The organism is Pseudovibrio sp. Ad37 (assembly GCF_001623075.1).
Lineage (GTDB): Bacteria > Pseudomonadota > Alphaproteobacteria > Rhizobiales > Stappiaceae > Pseudovibrio.
In genome coordinates, this window is the sequence record NZ_LMCF01000012.1 from 279,630 (window position 1) to 294,418 (window position 14,789).

Below are 14,789 nucleotides of genomic sequence, written 5' to 3' on the forward strand. Positions count from 1 at the left end.
GCAGCAATGCGCTCTTTTTTTTGTCTGGAATTTGGCCCAGACATCAATAAACCTACAATGAGATAGCCATCAGGCTTCCATTCAGCCAAAATGCTCCTCTACAGAATACCATCCTCCCCAAATCCGGCTCCCAACATCATGCTTCGCCGTGATGCCAGCTGATGCCTCCACATTCCATTCCCTTGCAATCTTGTTTCTCCTCACCAAACTCACTAGAGCTTAGTGTAAGATACGGTATCGTACCCACGTGAGAGACGGAAAACCTGCATGGAATCAGAGAAAAAGGTATCGCGCGGCGAAAAGCGGAAAAATGAGCTTTTAGAAATTGCAGCTGATGCGATCATCGAACTTGGCTATGCCAACACCTCGATGGATGAGATCGTCAGACGAGCCCGCGCCTCCAAGACCACAGTCTACAGACACTTCAAAAACAAAGAAGCAATGTTGGCAGAGATTGTCAGCAACCTGTCTGAAGGGCCTGTCCTCTCCATAAAACCTCTCGACTCAAACGAAGATGGTGGCTCCCGTCAGGAGCTTGAAGAGATTCTTTTTGTCTTTGGTAAGGCTGTCTTGACCCTCATCTATGATGACAGAACTCTGGGCCTTTGGCGTATGTTGATAGGTGAGGGCAGTCGCGCTCCTCATATTACCAAATCATTTTTCCAGCTTGGCCCCAAACGAGCAACCTCCAGCATTGCCCAACAGCTTCAGCTTGCGAGCGACCTTGGCATCGTTGCCATTGAACATCCTGAAAACGCAGCGGCCATATTCATGGGCATGTTGAGAGAGGACACTCATCTCGCTCTTCTGCTAGGTGTTCAATCCGCGCCGGACGAGCAGGAAATTTCAGGCCATGTTCGCCAATGCGTGCGTGATTTTATGAAGGCTTATGGGGTCTGACACCAACCAGCGTGGAACCGTAGAAAACAGCCATGCTTGACGAAAGTGATTTTTGTCTGCTAAGTGTACGGTACAGTGTCGTACACTTACGGAGGTAGAGATGCTTAACAATAACACTGTGACACATCCCATCGTGACCCGGGCAGCAGCCATGCCAACACCCCAGCACATCAGCCTAAACAAAATCAAGAAGTCAAAGGAAGGCATGGAGCTTGAGGTTGATTTCATCGCAGAGTTGACAGGCGATGGCTTGGTTAAGACCGGCGTGGTCCAACCCAACGTTCCCGGTTTTGGTGCGTTCGAAGTTCTCTGCGACGAGGGCTCATCCATTGGCGGCACGGATACAGCTCCCGCACCATTGTCTTACCTGGCCGCGGGTATCGGCTTCTGCCTGCTCACGCATGTGCATGGGTTGGCTCAGTCCCGGAAGCTGAACATCTCCTCCATCAAGCTGGAGCAGAAAATGAAGTTCCAGTCCAGAATTCCGGGAATGACCGCTGAAGAAGGCTCGGACATGCTTGGTGTTTCAAAAGGCGTCGAGACAGTCATCATCATCGAATCGCAAGAAGACCCATCTCTGATTGCCTCTTTGGTGGAGGCGAGTGAGAAAGCCTGCATGGCGCTTCAAACCGTCGTAAATGCAGTCCCGGCATCGACCACCATCATCAACAACGGCCAGAAACTCTGAGCCAGAATTGATGCGTAGGGCAGCCTCTCAAGCAAAATCGTTTGAGATGTTGCCCTCCTCTCCATTTCTCCTTCTCAACAATGTCTCCGAGAAGGACGGAGGAAATACAATGACATCTTCTTCCCAACACAACTACTTCCCCACCACCTTTCGCAACCAGCTCATGGCAACAATCGTCTGGGCTCAGGTCTTTGTTCTCTATTGCATTGGCCTATTGGTTTTCACCGAACAGAACACAAGTCAGATTTTCTGGGCAGATCCGTTCATCAAGATCGTGCCGATTTACGTCTCTACCTGGCTCATCATTTTCACCTCACTGCTCTTGGGCTGGTTTTGCTTTAACAAACTCGGCTGGGCAGGCTTGATAAAGCATACGCCCGGTTTGCAGATCGTGAGCGGTGTAAGCACAGCAATCATCATCACATGCATTATCTGGGCGTTTTTCGGGAGTGAACTGCCTGACTTTGTCCCGGCAGAAGAAAGCTCACGTCCAGGCTATCTCTTCGGCATGGTGGCTGGTTACGGCGAAGAACTCGTCTTCCGCATGTTATTGAGTGGGCTGGTCTTCTTCGGAATGTTCAAACTGCTGTCAGGCGTTGAGTACAGGTATCGCGTGTTCTGGTCTGCTGGCACTGCAATCCTCATCGCAGCACTAGCTTTTGTCTTCCTTCATGAGCTTGGAGAACTGGATAGCATCTTATTGTGGAACTTGATCGCCACACGCATTCTCGTTCCCGGCATCATAATGGGGAGCCTGTTTTTTCTGGTCGGTCCGGGCTTTCTCATCTTCATGCACAGCACCATGCACATCATGATACCGCTGCTATTCGACTGATCCCAAAACTTGTCGCGCGCACCCATCGGCACGCGACAAGCAATTCATCTTCAAACCGTCACCGCCCGCATGGCTTCCCATAAATGGCGGGTGAGCTCCACGTTGATAAGAGTGACTTCTTCTTCTCCGCGAGCGCGACTTTTTTCTGGCTCCGAGCCGATCGTCTGGAAACCGTTCTTCGCCAGCACATTCAGGGACCCGTCATTTTCTTCAAAGGCGCCGGAAGTCACTTTGCTCACACCCAGTTCCTCAAAGCAGTAATTGACCACGGCCTCAGTTGCCTCGCTCATATAGCCTTTGCCCCAGAACGGTTGACCCAGCCAATAACCAATGCGCGGGAAGCCATCTTCTGGGATGCGTATTCCAATGACGCCTGAGAACCCATGTTCGGATTCAATAACCCAGTTCGTCTCTTTGCTTAGCGGTGTCTCCTTGATGTGGTTCAACCACCACTCCCCATCCGCTTTTGTGTATGGGTGGGGCACCACAGTCAGCATCTTGCTGACTTCAAAATTGCTGATGTACTCGCAGATTGGCTCCAGATCACCCTGCTGAAACTGGCGGAGTGTCAGGCGGTTTGTTTTGAGTTCAGGAAACATCATTAATCCAACTTGTTGCGTTTGGAGTGCTTAGTCGGTGTGCCGCAAACACTCTGTAATTCCATAATGGTCGTTAGGCAGGGGCATGCCGTGCTGCCCACTGTTCCCGCGTTAAACTGAGAGAAATATTCGGCAGCGTCTCTTCTGGCCGGGAGCGCGGAGTTGAAAAGCCTCTTCCAACCTCCTGAAAACCCAGTTTGGTCAGAACGCGCAGGCTTCCGGGGTTCTCTTCAAGCGCAGAGGTATAAATCGTGGGCAGGCCAAGTGTCTCAAAACCATATGCAGTAACGGCCTGAGCAGCCTCACTCATATAGCCTTTGCCCCACAGATGCTCAGCAAGCCAATACCCAAGAATTGGCTTGCCGCTTTGAAGCTTCATCAGAGTGATCGCGCCGGAAAAGCCAGCAGGCCCCTCAATCACCCAGGCGATTTTCTCTGAGAGTGGAGTGGTCAGGCAGTAGTTGATCCACCATTCTCCGTCTGCCTTGGAATAAGGGTAAGGCACTTCAGAGAGTGTTTTACTAACTGCGAAATTGTCGGTGAACTTGCAAAGTGGCTCCAGATCAGAATGCCTGAACTGGCGCAGTATCAGCCTGTCTGTTTTTAGGTCAGGAAACATCTTGAATACTCACGAATTCATGTCTGAATTAGTCAGTCGAAGAAAGTCATTTCGGGTTATCTGAAGCTGGGTCTCATCAAATTCCACATTGTCCCGCGCACGGCAGGCGTGTTTAGCCTCACCAGTAATCTTGAAACCCATCTTGGTCAGCACCCGCATGGAGGCCGGGTTCTCCTTGAACACGCCGGTCCGCACCACATGCAGCGCCCGCGCTTCAAACAGATAATCAAGAACAACACGCAAAGCCTCACTCATCAGCCCTTTGCCCCAATGCTCGCGCCCAAGCCAGTAGCCAACGCTCGCAGCTCCATGCAACTCCTTCGCTTTAAAACCACCACAAAACTGCCCATCAAGCTCAATTGCCCAGGTCACATTCTCAGCTGTATTGTTGGCAAGCGCCTGCTCAATATAATCCCGCCCATCCGCTTCCAAAAACGGATGCGGTTGACTGCTCAGCGACTTGGAGACCTCAAAATCCCCCAAGTACGCACAAAGCCTCTCCAAGTCCTCAGATCGCATCTCGCGCAATACTAGTCGCTCGCTGCGTAGAACAGGAAAGGTGCTTTGGGTTGTCATGGCGCTCAACCTTCCGCTTCTGCTAAGTCCACAAAATCGGCTTTGGGCAATGCAAGCCGGAGATGTGGAACCATGATATCACCGCGTCCTTTAGAGGGGATAGTTTCTTCGCCAACTTTGCTGAAGCCCATCTTATCCAACAAATGAGAGGAGGCAGGATTGTCGGCAAACACACCGGCCCCAAAGTTCGTAACAAAGTGCTGCTCAAATCCGAAACGCAGAACTGTACGCAGAGCTTCGCTCATGTAGCCACGCCCCCAATAAGGCTCACCCATCCAATAACCGGTCCAGCCAGTACCATCCTCAAACTTTGCCCAGATGCAACCGACAAGGCCAGTCCCATCGTCAATGGCCCATAACACAACACTGGCAGGATCACTGGTCTTGCTGCTATGTATGTAGAACCTGCCAGTCTCTTCTGTAAACGGATGCGGCATGCCCGAAAGCATGCTCGCAATCGCGTAAGAGTTCGCCAGCTGGACAAGGCGATCCAGATCGCCGTCTTCAAGCATGCGCAATCGAAGACGGTCTGTTTTCAGCTCTGGAAAAGCCATCCTATCTTATCCCCGCCACGGCAAGGTGTGGTTGCTCTGCGGACTGTGCCAGCTTGAGTTCGAAATTTTGGGTCTCAATTTCGTCAGCCTCTCTGGAAGCGCAGGAATGCGTGCAGACAGAGGTTGGAACGAAGCCGTTCTTCATAAGAACGCGGAATGACGCAGGATTCTCCAAAAAAACGCACGCATCAACGTTCTCAACGCAACGCTCATTTTGTAGATAGTTTACAACGGCTTGCACGGCTTCACTCATATAACCCCGCCGCCAGTAGTACTTTCCAAGCGCATAGCCCAAAGAAGCAGATTTGCCGATCCGGTGTGCACCAATGGACCCGATGAAGCCCGTACCATTATCAATCGCCCAAACCACATCCGAATTCAGATCATTAGAATGACTACAAGTGATAAACTCATGCGCCCACTCATTAGTGATCGGATGCGGAAAGCTGGCAGTCATCCGCGCCACATCAAAATCAGAAAACAGGAACCGCAGCCGAGGATAATCATCCGGCTGAAGTGCTCTTAAAATCAAACGGTTGGTTTGTAATTCCGGAAAGATCATTGCGCTGCCTCCTGCGCTCTGGCTTGTTGTGCACTGATGAAATCAAGCGGGGATATGAGGAACTCTTCTGTCGGATAATTGCCCGCGAGGCGTGCACGACTTCGTCCCTCATTCTGTCCGGTATGAACAAACCCAAGTTTTCGGATCAGTGCCTGAGATCCCGCATTGTCGCTAAAGGCATCGGCAAAGATGGAAGGCAACTCACGTTCCAGCAGCAAGTAACGGAGAACCTCACTAACTGCCTCATACATAATGCCTTTTTTCCAATGCTCTTCTGCAAGCCAAAAGGCGAGTTCAGGTTTTCTGGAAAGTTGGCCAGCACCAACGCCACCAACCACTTCCCCCTGCAGCTCAACGGCCCAGTTCACTCCATGGCCAAGGTCTCTGGGCATAAACCTTTGCAGAAAGACCTCAGCATCCGCTTTGGTATAAGGATACGGAGCACTCGCCAGCATTCGCGTAACATTCTGATTTTGCAGCAGTTTAAGAATGCGAGGCGCATCCGTCTCTCTCCACTCCCGAAGTGTCAGACTGGCTGTTCTCAAACGAGGAAAAGTGGTCATTGTGCTGCCTCCTGCACTCTGAGCTGTTGTGCTGCGATGAAATCAAGCGGGGATATGGCGAACTCTTCTGTAGGATAATCCCCGGCAAGGCGGGCCATGCTGCTCCCCATTCCTTGCCCGGTATGAACAAAGCCAAGCTTACGCATCAGGGCTTGAGACCCTTTGTTATCGCTGAATGCATCTACAACGATTTTGGGGTACTCGCGTTCAAGAAGAAGGTAGCGCAAAGCTTCGCTAGCGGCCTCAAACATAATGCCTTTTTGCCAATGTTCTTCAGCAAGCCACCAACCCATGTCTGGTGTTTTATCAAGCGGTCCGGCTCCAATACCACCAACCACTTCTCCTTTAAGCTCGACTGCCCAATTCAAAACTTCATTCAAATTGTGAGGCATAGCCTTATGCAAAAAGGCCTGGGCATCTGCCTTTGTAAAGGGATGTGGCTTGGAGGTTAGCATGCGTGTAATATTCTGATTTTGAAAGAGTTTTAGCGCGCGGGGTGCATCCGTTTCTCGCCATTCCCGCAGTGTCAGGCTGGTCGTTCTCAAACGAGGAAAGGTGGTCATAGCGCTGCTCCCATCATCACATGCGCATCACCATGCAACGCCTCAAACCGATCCCGCGGCAGATGCATGATGATATTCTCAACGTCTTGTTGCAAAGGTTTAGAGTACCGAAGGCAAACACCAGCAGGCTCAAAGCCTAGCTTTTTCAATACCTTCTGAGAGGAATAGTTCGTCGCAAACACACGAGCGGCGAAGGTGTCACATGCAGCGCGCGCAAAGCCCCAATGCAGCGCAGCAACACATGCTTCAGTGATATACCCTTGGCCATGTGCGGCTTCGGAAAGCCAATAGCCAATGGTTGGCAGTTCCGGGAACTCTTTGAGATCACCGGGTTTTTGGACTTCAACGCCGCCTATAAGCTGTCCGTTACAGTCGATGGCAAACGGAAATGAGTCCGTTTTGGCATTTGCAAGGCACGCCTGTTCTATAAAGGCTTCGGCTTCCATCATGGTTGGAGGCCACGTTAACCCGGTGAGCCAGCGTGCTATTTCATAGTTAGAAGGTCCGATCTCCCAAAAGCGAGGGAGATCGTCAGATTGGAATGGGCGCAGTTGCAGCCTTTGGGTATCTATAGTTGTGGTGAGCATTGTAAAAGGCCTTGTAAATCAAACTCATGTTTCTCTAATCGTTCGTTGGAGTAGGTAAGTGAGGGTAAAACGCAGCATGGCCTCGATGACCTGGATTGCAGACAGAGCGACTGCATCAGGATCAGGTAAAAGCCTGCTGGTTTTGTGTGGTTGAGGGTAAGCCGTCACAGCCAAACAACAATCACGCTGCCGAAAGCAGGTTGCTGTCATTGCAACCTGCTGATCTGGCATCACTTAACCAGCAGAGCCCCATCGCGTATTCGCGATCCATTGGCTGCGGGTCAGTGTAAAGCGTGTGGCATCCACCACGGCCATAGCGCCGAGAGAATGCAGCTTTGTCGTTCCGTCCTGCTTAAAGCCGCACTTGGTCAGCACGCGGTGCGAGGCAGGATTGCTCACGCGACAAGAAGCGGAGAGCTCCTTAACACCATTAGCAAACGCGAATTCGATAACAGACTGAACAGCTTCTGTCGCATATCCCTGGTTCCAGAATGGCTCGCCCACCCAATAACCCAGGTGCACAGCACCAAAGTCTTCGGCAAGCGGGTTGAAACCGATAGCGCCAATAATACGGCCAGTGTTCTTCATGCGGATCGCGAACGTCGCCTGAGATGGCAACTGCACATCACACCGTTTCACGAGCGCTTTAGCGTCTTCATACGTGAAGGGATGAGGCATGTTCGTCAGTTTCTCAGCGATCCGACGGTTGTTGGCTAAAAACAGGATGTCAGCCAAATCATCCTTGCGCGCTCGGTCGATGACAAGACGCGCGGTGTCCTGCGGCGACCCGGCCGCAATGCAACTGCTTTCTTCTGGGATTTCTTCGTATTCAACTACCATGGTTTTAACTCCGGTCTACTGCCCATCCCACTGGACAAAGAAAAAGGAAAGATGGCGTCCCATCTCCCCTTTTTCTGATCTTTCGATCTGAACCGGATTTTTCCAAATCCGTCGGGGTCTGATGAGACGCCGACGATTTGGATTATCACGTCAGCGTTACTCGGCGGCGAGTGCCACCGGCATCACATTAATAAATGTTCGGCCATTGCGTTTTTCTTCGAATGCAACTTTGCCTTCGACGGTCGCAAAAATGGTATGGTCTTTACCAATGCCAACACCTGCGCCTGGGTGCCACTTAGTGCCACGCTGACGTGCAATGATGTTGCCAGGAATCACGGCTTCGCCGCCGAACTTCTTGATACCAAGGCGACGACCAGCTGAGTCGCGACCGTTGCGGGATGAACCGCCAGCTTTTTTATGAGCCATAACGAAGTACTCCTCGTTTAATCTCTAGGACAGAAACTTGCGCGAATTACTTCGCTGCGAGTTCCTTAGCCTGTGCAACCCAGTTATCACGTTCGAAGCGGCCTTTAGTGCCAGTTTCTTCTTCAACGCGGGCGATGTCTTCAGCAGAAAGAACTGCGATTTGTGCGTAGGTAGAGATACCTGCAGCATTCAGCTTTTTCTCAATTGCTGGGCCAAGACCCTGCAATTTTTTCAGATCGTCGGAACCTTCAGCAGCTGGTGCAGCGGCAGCTTTCTTAGGAGCGGCGGCTTTTTTAGCTGGCTTAGCGCCACTGGTCAGGATGTCGGTGATTTTCACAGTAGTGAAAGCCTGACGATGACCATTACGACGACGGGAGTTCTGACGACGACGTTTTTTGAAGATGATGATCTTACGATCACGACCCTGCTCAACAACCTCAGCTACAACAGAAGCGCCTTCAACGGTTGGTGCACCAATAGTGGTTTCAGCATCTGAACCAACCATGAGAACTTCGTCAAAAGTTACTGTTTCACCAGCTTCGGCAGAAACTTTTTCGATCTTCAGAAGATCGTCAGCAGCAACAGTGTACTGTTTACCGCCTGTTTTGATGACTGCGAACATGCGCATGTCCTTCTTATCTAAGCGCACCCTTTGGCGTCGCAGCAAACTGCGAACTTTGTCGACCGTTTCCTTTATGCTCTAGGAACGTCCCCTTTCGGGGAGATCGACCGCAAACTCTGGAAAAAACCAGAAGGCGGTTTCGATGTCTTGCCTCGGACAGCGCGAAAACACGGGTTTCCCCGCAATTTATGAGCTGCTGGAATATACGCAGGCATTCTGGAATGTCAACTCAGAATCTCAGCATTTTATTTGAACTTTGCGGAGAACGATCGCTCGTCAACAAAGGCGCAGTTAGCCCCCTTCTTTAGTCTGGCGGCTGATATAGCTAAAGCTCCTCAGAATAGGGAAAGTCAGGCCTAGTATGGGCAAGATTGCAAGGACTCTGTGAGCTGGCAATAGGTTTGAGGAAAGAAAACGCGGCTCCAGCAGAAATGAGCGAAACATCAATCTTTTGCTGAATAATTCAGACAACTATTCTATTTAAAGGGGATATGTAGCTGAAAGAAAAACAAAACCGCCATATTGAAGTTGAGCCGTCCAGCAGTGTTCCGGACGGCTCATATATGTTGGTTTTCGAATCCTTCTCAGCAGATTCCATAGGCTAGTTCGTGATGTAACTGACAGGAACCAAGTTATAGTGTTGGCCTGTACTAAGGTGAACGCCGTCTTTGTGGATGTAGCGCGCATTCACATAGCCGTCGACACCGTTGTAGGAGACGGCGCACCAGCGCCAGTCGCTTTGACAGGATTTGACCATCACGGTTGAGCCAGGCCTCAAGACTCTCACTACATTGTAACTGGTAGAGGGTCCCTGGCGCAGGTTAAGCCAGTAGTCACTCGTCGTGTTTGCTGACGTCAAAGTCTTGACAAGAGCTTGAGAGGTGACTGGCAAGGCAACAAATGACCCTGCGAGGATTAAGGCACACATCAGGTTGGTTAACTTAGGCATATCAATTCCCTTCATGGCCGTTTTGAGTTTTGTTGGCCGCAAAAAGCGAGTGATGCTGCATCTGAAAAATAACCTAACTTAATTTGATAATGTAAACAATCGTGTTTTTAGTTCACTATTTGCAATCGGCATACTATATATTTCTTCTTCGAGAATAATGACTGTAAATATGTAGTATTGTTTTTGTTTTTATTATGGCTAACTGGTGAGGGCATCTGTATGCAAACTGGTTAAGGCGCATTCAATAGATGCAAAGCCCCTTTCAGAATCACTAGCGATACCCCGACAAATGCGCTCAGGGAATGTGACAGAAAAACACTTTTTGATTGATATAGATCAAAGTCAGTTGAGTGCGTATCTTTGAATACTGAGGATGTTTTCGTTTTAATTATAATCTTTAGTATAGGCGTGGCAATAAAATACTACGTCAGAATACCTACAACACTAGGTTTCAATCTTTATTTGATATCAAGTTTAAGGATCGATAAACCTTCGCACTCCAACATCTGGTTAAAGTGATTTGTACATGTTCTGAGCAGGTGCTTTAGGAACTTCAGGCACCTACGGGGCATGTAACAAACACGCGATTGTTGATATCAAGTTATTTAAACCGCATACGAGCGGGGAGCATAAAATGCGCATTCCAAAGTTCGCCTGGATATACTCCGTCGTAACTAGAGTTACAGCTCTTGGGTTGTTGCCGATACTTGTGCTGGGTGGGGCCCTGATTTCCCTCTCCCAAATGAACAGCCAGAATGCTGAGTTTCAAAAAAATACGCAGACCTATAACCAGCTGATGCAAAATGCTCAGGCGATTAGTGCTGCAGTGGATCGTATGCGCGCAATTGGTGGTGAGTTTTTGCTTCATCCAAAAGCAGAGGCATCTGACATTGCAGCAGGTGCCCGTGAGCGTGTTGTTGTATTGGTAGAAGAAACACGTGAACTGAATGTCTCAGGCATTGAGGACGAACTCTACGATAACCTGGAAGGCTATGCCTACGGGTTTTCAGAGACGTTTGGCGCAGTGGTTGAAGCAACACTAGAACGTGGCACCAGCTCAGATGGAGGTCTCATTTCAGTCCTTCAGGGGGCTAGTTCCACAATGCAGCTCGAAATTAATAAGGCACGCCGGAAACTGAACGTCAGCAAAGACACACATCGTGTCGCTGGTTTGCTAAAAGATCTTCAGGCCATGGAATGGACCATTGGCGTTGACGGGTATGAAATTGAAAAGAGTACCTTCAAAAGCCGCATCGAGCAGTTTGGCATGGTCATTCAAACAGCGAAAATGCCAGAAGAAACATCTCAGGTAGTGAGCGAGCTCTGGGCAACCTACACAGAGACACTGGAGCAGATTGAAACTCTGAATGCTGACATTCAGGAGGAAATGGTCTTCGCTCTGGAACAACTGGACGAGATGATCCCAGCTGCACAACAGCTCAATGATTTTGGTGCGGCAGGTGAATCCGAAGCAACTGCGCTTCATAATGAGGCATCAGCTGCAAGCATGCAGCGCTTCTTGTTGCAAGCTGGCGCTATGGGCATTATCGGCCTGATGATTGCGGGCTACATTGCATGGCGCATCTCTCGCCCGTTGGCGAACCTGCATACGGCCATGGGCGTTCTGGCAAAAGGGGATGTCTCAATCAATATCGAAGGCACCAAAGGCCGGGATGAGTTCGCGAAAATGGCGAAGATTCTGGAAGTTTTCCGTGCCAACGCCATTGAGCGAAATCAGCTGAACGGTGAGCGCGATGAAGACAACAAGCGTCGTCAGGAACGTGAGCAGAAAGTTGCTCTTCTGGTGCGAGAGTTTGAAAAAGCAGCAACGGCTGCAGGCGATGGTTTTAATTCCGCGATCCAGTCTTTGCATGAAGCCTCCTTCGCTTTGAATGTCACTGTCGAAAGTGTCTCTGATAAAGCTGGTAAAGCAGGTGATGCGGTCAGCCACGCATCTACATCAGTGGCAACAGTGGCATCTGCCAGCGAGGAAATGTCTCTTTCCATTAAGGAAGTCGCGTCTGAAGCGGTGAACTCCAAAGACGTTGCCGATGAAGTCGGTGGGCTTGTCATCAACACGTCCAAGACAATTCAGGAGCTGGCTGAAACTGCATCCCGTATTGGAAAAGTTGTTAGCTTGATCAAGGATATCGCAGACCAGACCAACCTTCTTGCTCTCAACGCCACCATCGAGGCGGCGCGTGCTGGCGAGATGGGCAAAGGCTTTGCAGTTGTGGCCTCTGAGGTGAAGCATCTGGCAAACCAGACCACCACGGCTACGGAAGAAATCTCGCAGCAGATCCATGCGATCCAGCAGGTGTCTACTGATGCCGTTGGCTCCATTGAAAAAGTGACGAGCATGATGGAGAAGCTATCCACCAGCTCTTCAGCAGTGGCAGCGGCTGTAGAACAGCAGTCTGTAACTGTTGGTGAAATCGCGCGTTCTGTGACCGATGCTTCTGATCAGTCTCGTATTGGTGAGTCCGAAATGGGGGAAGTTGCCAGCACTATCGAAAACTCCACCAAAACGGCAGAAGACATCAACAATCAGGCAGACAGCATCTCTGAAGAAGCTGATCAGTTTAACCGCTCGATCAAAGCCTTCCTTGAAAACGTTCAAGCCGCATAACCCTCCAGAAATGGACAGTCATTTCAACGCAGTGGGTTCGCTCACTGCGTTTTTTATTGGGAGGTGACGCGTGAGCTGTGAGTTATCTGCGGTATAGCGGTCGCAGGGCTTGCCGAAGGGAAAGCTTCTTTATATGGTCCCGCAATCCTCACCACGAGGATCAATTAGGAGAGTTGCCGGAGTGGTCGAACGGGGCGGTCTCGAAAACCGTTGAGCACGCAAGTGTTCCGAGGGTTCGAATCCCTCACTCTCCGCCATTTGCTCTTTAGCCCACCTTCTCAATAATCATCGTGAGCCACTTTTCGTCAGGGCTATAGGGTTTGTTGCTCAGCGTAGTTCGGGCATCTCGAAGCTGTAGGTTCGGGAGCTGCTGCAGGATGTTGCTGAAGCGGGCTTCGGTCATCATGGAAAAGCGACGCCCGTCATCGCGGATCACTTCTCCTTCTCCCTGTTTGAAAGAAGCAAACAAGGTGCCACCATTCTTGAGGGCATTGCAGAGATTGGTGAGTGTGAGAGGAAGTTCAGAATAAGGAACGTGAAGCAAAGAGGCGTATGCCCAAATAGCATCGTAAACCTGCTCGCTGATAAATTCCTGAAATGTGTTTTGCTGGACATCTATACCGATCAGTTTACTAGCCGATTTTACCATTTCAGCAGATGCATCGAAGGCGTTTACTTCAAAGCCAAGCTGCTTGAAAGCATAGGCATCACGCCCGGACCCGCATCCCGCATCGAGAACTCGCCCACCTGGCGGCACTCTCTTGAGGAACCGTTGGTAGTGCTCCTCCATGTCCAGATGCAGTGTGCGCTCGATAAAGCTCTCTGCATTCTTCTCGTAATAGGCTCGGGTGGTCTCTGATGAGTTCGGCATAAGACCTTCAACTCTCCCTTAAGTCAGCAACAAATCAGCCTGGATTTTGAAACAGTTTCTCTGAAATGACCAACACTTTTGCAAAAGAGCATTTGCAATTACCGATCTCAGACTTAATGATCCTACAGGTTCAGGTGGTGCTGTTGCGCTAACCGATATCTGCGCCTGAGAAATATGGAGAATGCATAATGACCGTCGAATCTGCTGGGCCACAACAAGTGTTGGATATTCCGAAAAAACTGGGGCGTAGACTGCGTCTGGGAATGATCGGCGGCGGTCAGGGTGCATTCATCGGCGCAGTTCACCGCATCGCATCGCGTTTGGATGATCGCTATGAACTTGTTGCTGGTGCCCTTTCTTCCGATCCAACGCGGGCAAAAGCGTCAGCTGAAGAACTCTATATCTCATCTGATCGTGCCTATACCTCCTTCGAAGAAATGGCAGAAAAAGAACCGCTTCGGGATGATCCGGTTGATGTAGTTGCCATTGTGACGCCTAACCATATGCACTATCCGGCAGCTCGCGCGATGCTCGAGGCTGGTATCCATGTCATCTGCGATAAGCCGATGACAACGACGAGTGAAGAAAGCGAAAAGCTTGTTCAACTGGTTGAGGAAACTGGCAGGCTGTTCCTGTTGACGCATAATTACACCGGCTACCCAATGGTCCGGCAGGCGAAAGCGATGATTGAGGCAGGTGAACTCGGGAAAGTTCGTCTGATTCAAGTGGAGTACCCGCAAGATTGGCTGACTGAGCCGATTGAGCAATCAAGCCAAAAGCAAGCCAGCTGGCGTACTGATCCAAAACGATCCGGAGCAGGCGGCTGTATCGGAGATATCGGAACGCACGCCTACAATCTTGCCTCCTTCTTATCCGGCATGAAAGCAACGGAAGTTTTGGCGGAGTTGACCAGCTTCGTAGAGGGCAGAGCGCTGGATGATGATGTGCAGATGCTGCTGCGCTACGAAAATGGTGCCAAGGGAATGCTGTGGGCGTCTCAGGTTGCTCCAGGTAACGAAAATGGGCTGAGACTGCGTGTTTATGGAGACAAAGGCGGTGTTGAGTGGGTGCAGGCTGACCCGAACCATCTGGTTTACTCACCCTATGGAAAGTCAAGCTATCGCATCACACGCGGTGGCCCCGATGCAATAGAGGCCGCAAATGCAGTCTCACGCATTCCAGGTGGTCATCCGGAAGGGTATCTGGAAGCCTTCGCAACAATTTATAACGAGTTTGCTGATGTTTTAGTTGCGCGCATTTTAGGCCAGTCAGAACCCGAGTGCAGCAAACTGCTTCCGACTGTATCTGATGGGTTGGATGGACTGAACTTCATTGAAACAGCCGTGAAAAGCTCTCAGAACGGCGGTTCATGGCAGAAACTATAAGAGATGCTCCCCTCGCCATAG

Annotated in this window: 18 protein-coding genes and 1 tRNA gene; 6 read left to right on the forward strand and 13 right to left on the reverse strand. The window is 50.4% G+C overall.

Annotated elements, in window-relative coordinates; genetic code table 11:
- Nucleotides 1-267: 267 nt before the first annotated feature.
- From PsAD37_RS03405 to PsAD37_RS03415, 3 genes are all read left to right on the forward strand, one after another.
- Complete coding sequence (locus PsAD37_RS03405; protein ID WP_063294918.1) at nucleotides 268-900, forward strand: TetR/AcrR family transcriptional regulator; 633 nt, start codon at nucleotides 268-270, stop codon at nucleotides 898-900.
- 100 nt (nucleotides 901-1,000) lie between these two features.
- On the forward strand, nucleotides 1,001-1,588 hold the full coding sequence (locus PsAD37_RS03410; protein ID WP_063294919.1) for an OsmC family protein: 588 nt from the start codon (nucleotides 1,001-1,003) through the stop codon (nucleotides 1,586-1,588).
- 109 nt (nucleotides 1,589-1,697) lie between these two features.
- A complete protein-coding gene (locus PsAD37_RS03415; protein WP_063294920.1) occupies nucleotides 1,698-2,423 on the forward strand; it encodes a hypothetical protein in 726 nt (241 codons plus the stop codon).
- 50 nt (nucleotides 2,424-2,473) lie between these two features.
- Here the strand turns inward: PsAD37_RS03415 and PsAD37_RS03420 are convergent, their stop codons facing one another.
- From PsAD37_RS03420 to PsAD37_RS03475, 12 genes are all read right to left on the reverse strand, one after another.
- Complete coding sequence (locus tag PsAD37_RS03420; protein ID WP_208991658.1) at nucleotides 2,474-3,025, reverse strand: GNAT family N-acetyltransferase; 552 nt, start codon at nucleotides 3,023-3,025, stop codon at nucleotides 2,474-2,476.
- 70 nt (nucleotides 3,026-3,095) lie between these two features.
- Complete coding sequence (locus PsAD37_RS03425; RefSeq protein WP_063294921.1) at nucleotides 3,096-3,641, reverse strand: GNAT family N-acetyltransferase; 546 nt, start codon at nucleotides 3,639-3,641, stop codon at nucleotides 3,096-3,098.
- A gap of 9 nt (nucleotides 3,642-3,650) precedes the next feature.
- Nucleotides 3,651-4,217, reverse strand: a complete 567-nt coding sequence (locus tag PsAD37_RS03430) for a GNAT family N-acetyltransferase (protein ID WP_063294922.1) — start codon at nucleotides 4,215-4,217, stop codon at nucleotides 3,651-3,653.
- Between the two features lie 5 nt (nucleotides 4,218-4,222).
- Nucleotides 4,223-4,771: a GNAT family N-acetyltransferase gene (locus PsAD37_RS03435; RefSeq protein WP_063294923.1), complete on the reverse strand. Its 549-nt coding sequence runs from the start codon at nucleotides 4,769-4,771 to the stop codon at nucleotides 4,223-4,225.
- A 1-nt stretch (nucleotide 4,772) separates the two neighbouring features.
- Entirely contained in the window at nucleotides 4,773-5,333 is a 561-nt protein-coding gene (locus PsAD37_RS03440; RefSeq protein WP_063294924.1) for a GNAT family N-acetyltransferase, read from the reverse strand.
- Nucleotides 5,330-5,896, reverse strand: a complete 567-nt coding sequence (locus PsAD37_RS03445; protein WP_063294925.1) for a GNAT family N-acetyltransferase — start codon at nucleotides 5,894-5,896, stop codon at nucleotides 5,330-5,332. The genes PsAD37_RS03440 and PsAD37_RS03445 overlap by 4 nt, the downstream gene beginning before the upstream one ends.
- Nucleotides 5,893-6,459, reverse strand: a complete 567-nt coding sequence (locus PsAD37_RS03450) for a GNAT family N-acetyltransferase (protein ID WP_063294926.1) — start codon at nucleotides 6,457-6,459, stop codon at nucleotides 5,893-5,895. The genes PsAD37_RS03445 and PsAD37_RS03450 overlap by 4 nt, the downstream gene beginning before the upstream one ends.
- Nucleotides 6,456-7,046, reverse strand: a complete 591-nt coding sequence (locus PsAD37_RS03455) for a GNAT family N-acetyltransferase (RefSeq protein WP_084407641.1) — start codon at nucleotides 7,044-7,046, stop codon at nucleotides 6,456-6,458. The genes PsAD37_RS03450 and PsAD37_RS03455 overlap by 4 nt, the downstream gene beginning before the upstream one ends.
- 234 nt (nucleotides 7,047-7,280) lie before the next feature.
- On the reverse strand, nucleotides 7,281-7,886 hold the full coding sequence (locus PsAD37_RS03460) for a GNAT family N-acetyltransferase (protein ID WP_063294927.1): 606 nt from the start codon (nucleotides 7,884-7,886) through the stop codon (nucleotides 7,281-7,283).
- A 156-nt stretch (nucleotides 7,887-8,042) separates the two neighbouring features.
- On the reverse strand, nucleotides 8,043-8,312 hold the full coding sequence (gene rpmA, locus PsAD37_RS03465) for a 50S ribosomal protein L27 (RefSeq protein ID WP_057461576.1): 270 nt from the start codon (nucleotides 8,310-8,312) through the stop codon (nucleotides 8,043-8,045).
- A 46-nt stretch (nucleotides 8,313-8,358) separates the two neighbouring features.
- A complete protein-coding gene (rplU, locus tag PsAD37_RS03470; RefSeq protein ID WP_063294976.1) occupies nucleotides 8,359-8,934 on the reverse strand; it encodes a 50S ribosomal protein L21 in 576 nt (191 codons plus the stop codon).
- A 601-nt stretch (nucleotides 8,935-9,535) separates the two neighbouring features.
- Nucleotides 9,536-9,883 carry an SH3 domain-containing protein gene (locus PsAD37_RS03475; RefSeq protein ID WP_193778202.1) on the reverse strand — a complete coding sequence of 116 codons (348 nt, stop codon included), beginning with the start codon at nucleotides 9,881-9,883 and terminating at the stop codon, nucleotides 9,536-9,538.
- A gap of 634 nt (nucleotides 9,884-10,517) precedes the next feature.
- Here PsAD37_RS03475 and PsAD37_RS03480 point away from each other — a divergent pair.
- Nucleotides 10,518-12,512, forward strand: coding sequence for a methyl-accepting chemotaxis protein (locus PsAD37_RS03480; protein ID WP_208991659.1), 1,995 nt, complete (start codon nucleotides 10,518-10,520; stop codon nucleotides 12,510-12,512).
- A gap of 167 nt (nucleotides 12,513-12,679) precedes the next feature.
- A tRNA-Ser gene (locus PsAD37_RS03485) sits at nucleotides 12,680-12,769 on the forward strand.
- Between the two features lie 8 nt (nucleotides 12,770-12,777).
- Here the strand turns inward: PsAD37_RS03485 and PsAD37_RS03490 are convergent.
- A complete protein-coding gene (locus PsAD37_RS03490) occupies nucleotides 12,778-13,383 on the reverse strand; it encodes a bifunctional 2-polyprenyl-6-hydroxyphenol methylase/3-demethylubiquinol 3-O-methyltransferase UbiG (RefSeq protein ID WP_208991660.1) in 606 nt (201 codons plus the stop codon).
- A 188-nt stretch (nucleotides 13,384-13,571) separates the two neighbouring features.
- Between PsAD37_RS03490 and PsAD37_RS03495 the strand changes: the two genes are divergently transcribed.
- Nucleotides 13,572-14,768 (forward strand): Gfo/Idh/MocA family protein, encoded by a 1,197-nt coding sequence (locus PsAD37_RS03495; protein WP_063294929.1) that lies wholly within the window; start codon nucleotides 13,572-13,574, stop codon nucleotides 14,766-14,768.
- Nucleotides 14,769-14,789: the final 21 nt, after the last annotated feature.

What these genes read in the sequence shown, in the direction of transcription:
- PsAD37_RS03495 (WP_063294929.1), top strand. Translation starts at nt 13,572, where the DNA reads ATGACCGTCGAATCTGCTGGGCCACAACAAGTGTTGGATATTCCGAAA.
- PsAD37_RS03435 (WP_063294923.1), bottom strand. Translation starts at nt 4,771, where the DNA reads ATGGCTTTTCCAGAGCTGAAAACAGACCGTCTTCGATTGCGCATGCTT.
- PsAD37_RS03425 (WP_063294921.1), bottom strand. Translation starts at nt 3,641, where the DNA reads ATGTTTCCTGACCTAAAAACAGACAGGCTGATACTGCGCCAGTTCAGG.
- PsAD37_RS03490 (WP_208991660.1), bottom strand. Translation starts at nt 13,383, where the DNA reads ATGCCGAACTCATCAGAGACCACCCGAGCCTATTACGAGAAGAATGCA.
- PsAD37_RS03440 (WP_063294924.1), bottom strand. Translation starts at nt 5,333, where the DNA reads ATGATCTTTCCGGAATTACAAACCAACCGTTTGATTTTAAGAGCACTT.
- PsAD37_RS03415 (WP_063294920.1), top strand. Translation starts at nt 1,698, where the DNA reads ATGACATCTTCTTCCCAACACAACTACTTCCCCACCACCTTTCGCAAC.
- PsAD37_RS03410 (WP_063294919.1), top strand. Translation starts at nt 1,001, where the DNA reads ATGCTTAACAATAACACTGTGACACATCCCATCGTGACCCGGGCAGCA.
- PsAD37_RS03405 (WP_063294918.1), top strand. Translation starts at nt 268, where the DNA reads ATGGAATCAGAGAAAAAGGTATCGCGCGGCGAAAAGCGGAAAAATGAG.
- PsAD37_RS03480 (WP_208991659.1), top strand. Translation starts at nt 10,518, where the DNA reads ATGCGCATTCCAAAGTTCGCCTGGATATACTCCGTCGTAACTAGAGTT.
- rplU (WP_063294976.1), bottom strand. Translation starts at nt 8,934, where the DNA reads ATGTTCGCAGTCATCAAAACAGGCGGTAAACAGTACACTGTTGCTGCT.
- PsAD37_RS03460 (WP_063294927.1), bottom strand. Translation starts at nt 7,886, where the DNA reads ATGGTAGTTGAATACGAAGAAATCCCAGAAGAAAGCAGTTGCATTGCG.
- PsAD37_RS03450 (WP_063294926.1), bottom strand. Translation starts at nt 6,459, where the DNA reads ATGACCACCTTTCCTCGTTTGAGAACGACCAGCCTGACACTGCGGGAA.
- PsAD37_RS03475 (WP_193778202.1), bottom strand. Translation starts at nt 9,883, where the DNA reads ATGCCTAAGTTAACCAACCTGATGTGTGCCTTAATCCTCGCAGGGTCA.
- PsAD37_RS03430 (WP_063294922.1), bottom strand. Translation starts at nt 4,217, where the DNA reads ATGACAACCCAAAGCACCTTTCCTGTTCTACGCAGCGAGCGACTAGTA.
- rpmA (WP_057461576.1), bottom strand. Translation starts at nt 8,312, where the DNA reads ATGGCTCATAAAAAAGCTGGCGGTTCATCCCGCAACGGTCGCGACTCA.
- PsAD37_RS03445 (WP_063294925.1), bottom strand. Translation starts at nt 5,896, where the DNA reads ATGACCACTTTTCCTCGTTTGAGAACAGCCAGTCTGACACTTCGGGAG.
- PsAD37_RS03455 (WP_084407641.1), bottom strand. Translation starts at nt 7,046, where the DNA reads ATGCTCACCACAACTATAGATACCCAAAGGCTGCAACTGCGCCCATTC.
- PsAD37_RS03420 (WP_208991658.1), bottom strand. Translation starts at nt 3,025, where the DNA reads ATGATGTTTCCTGAACTCAAAACAAACCGCCTGACACTCCGCCAGTTT.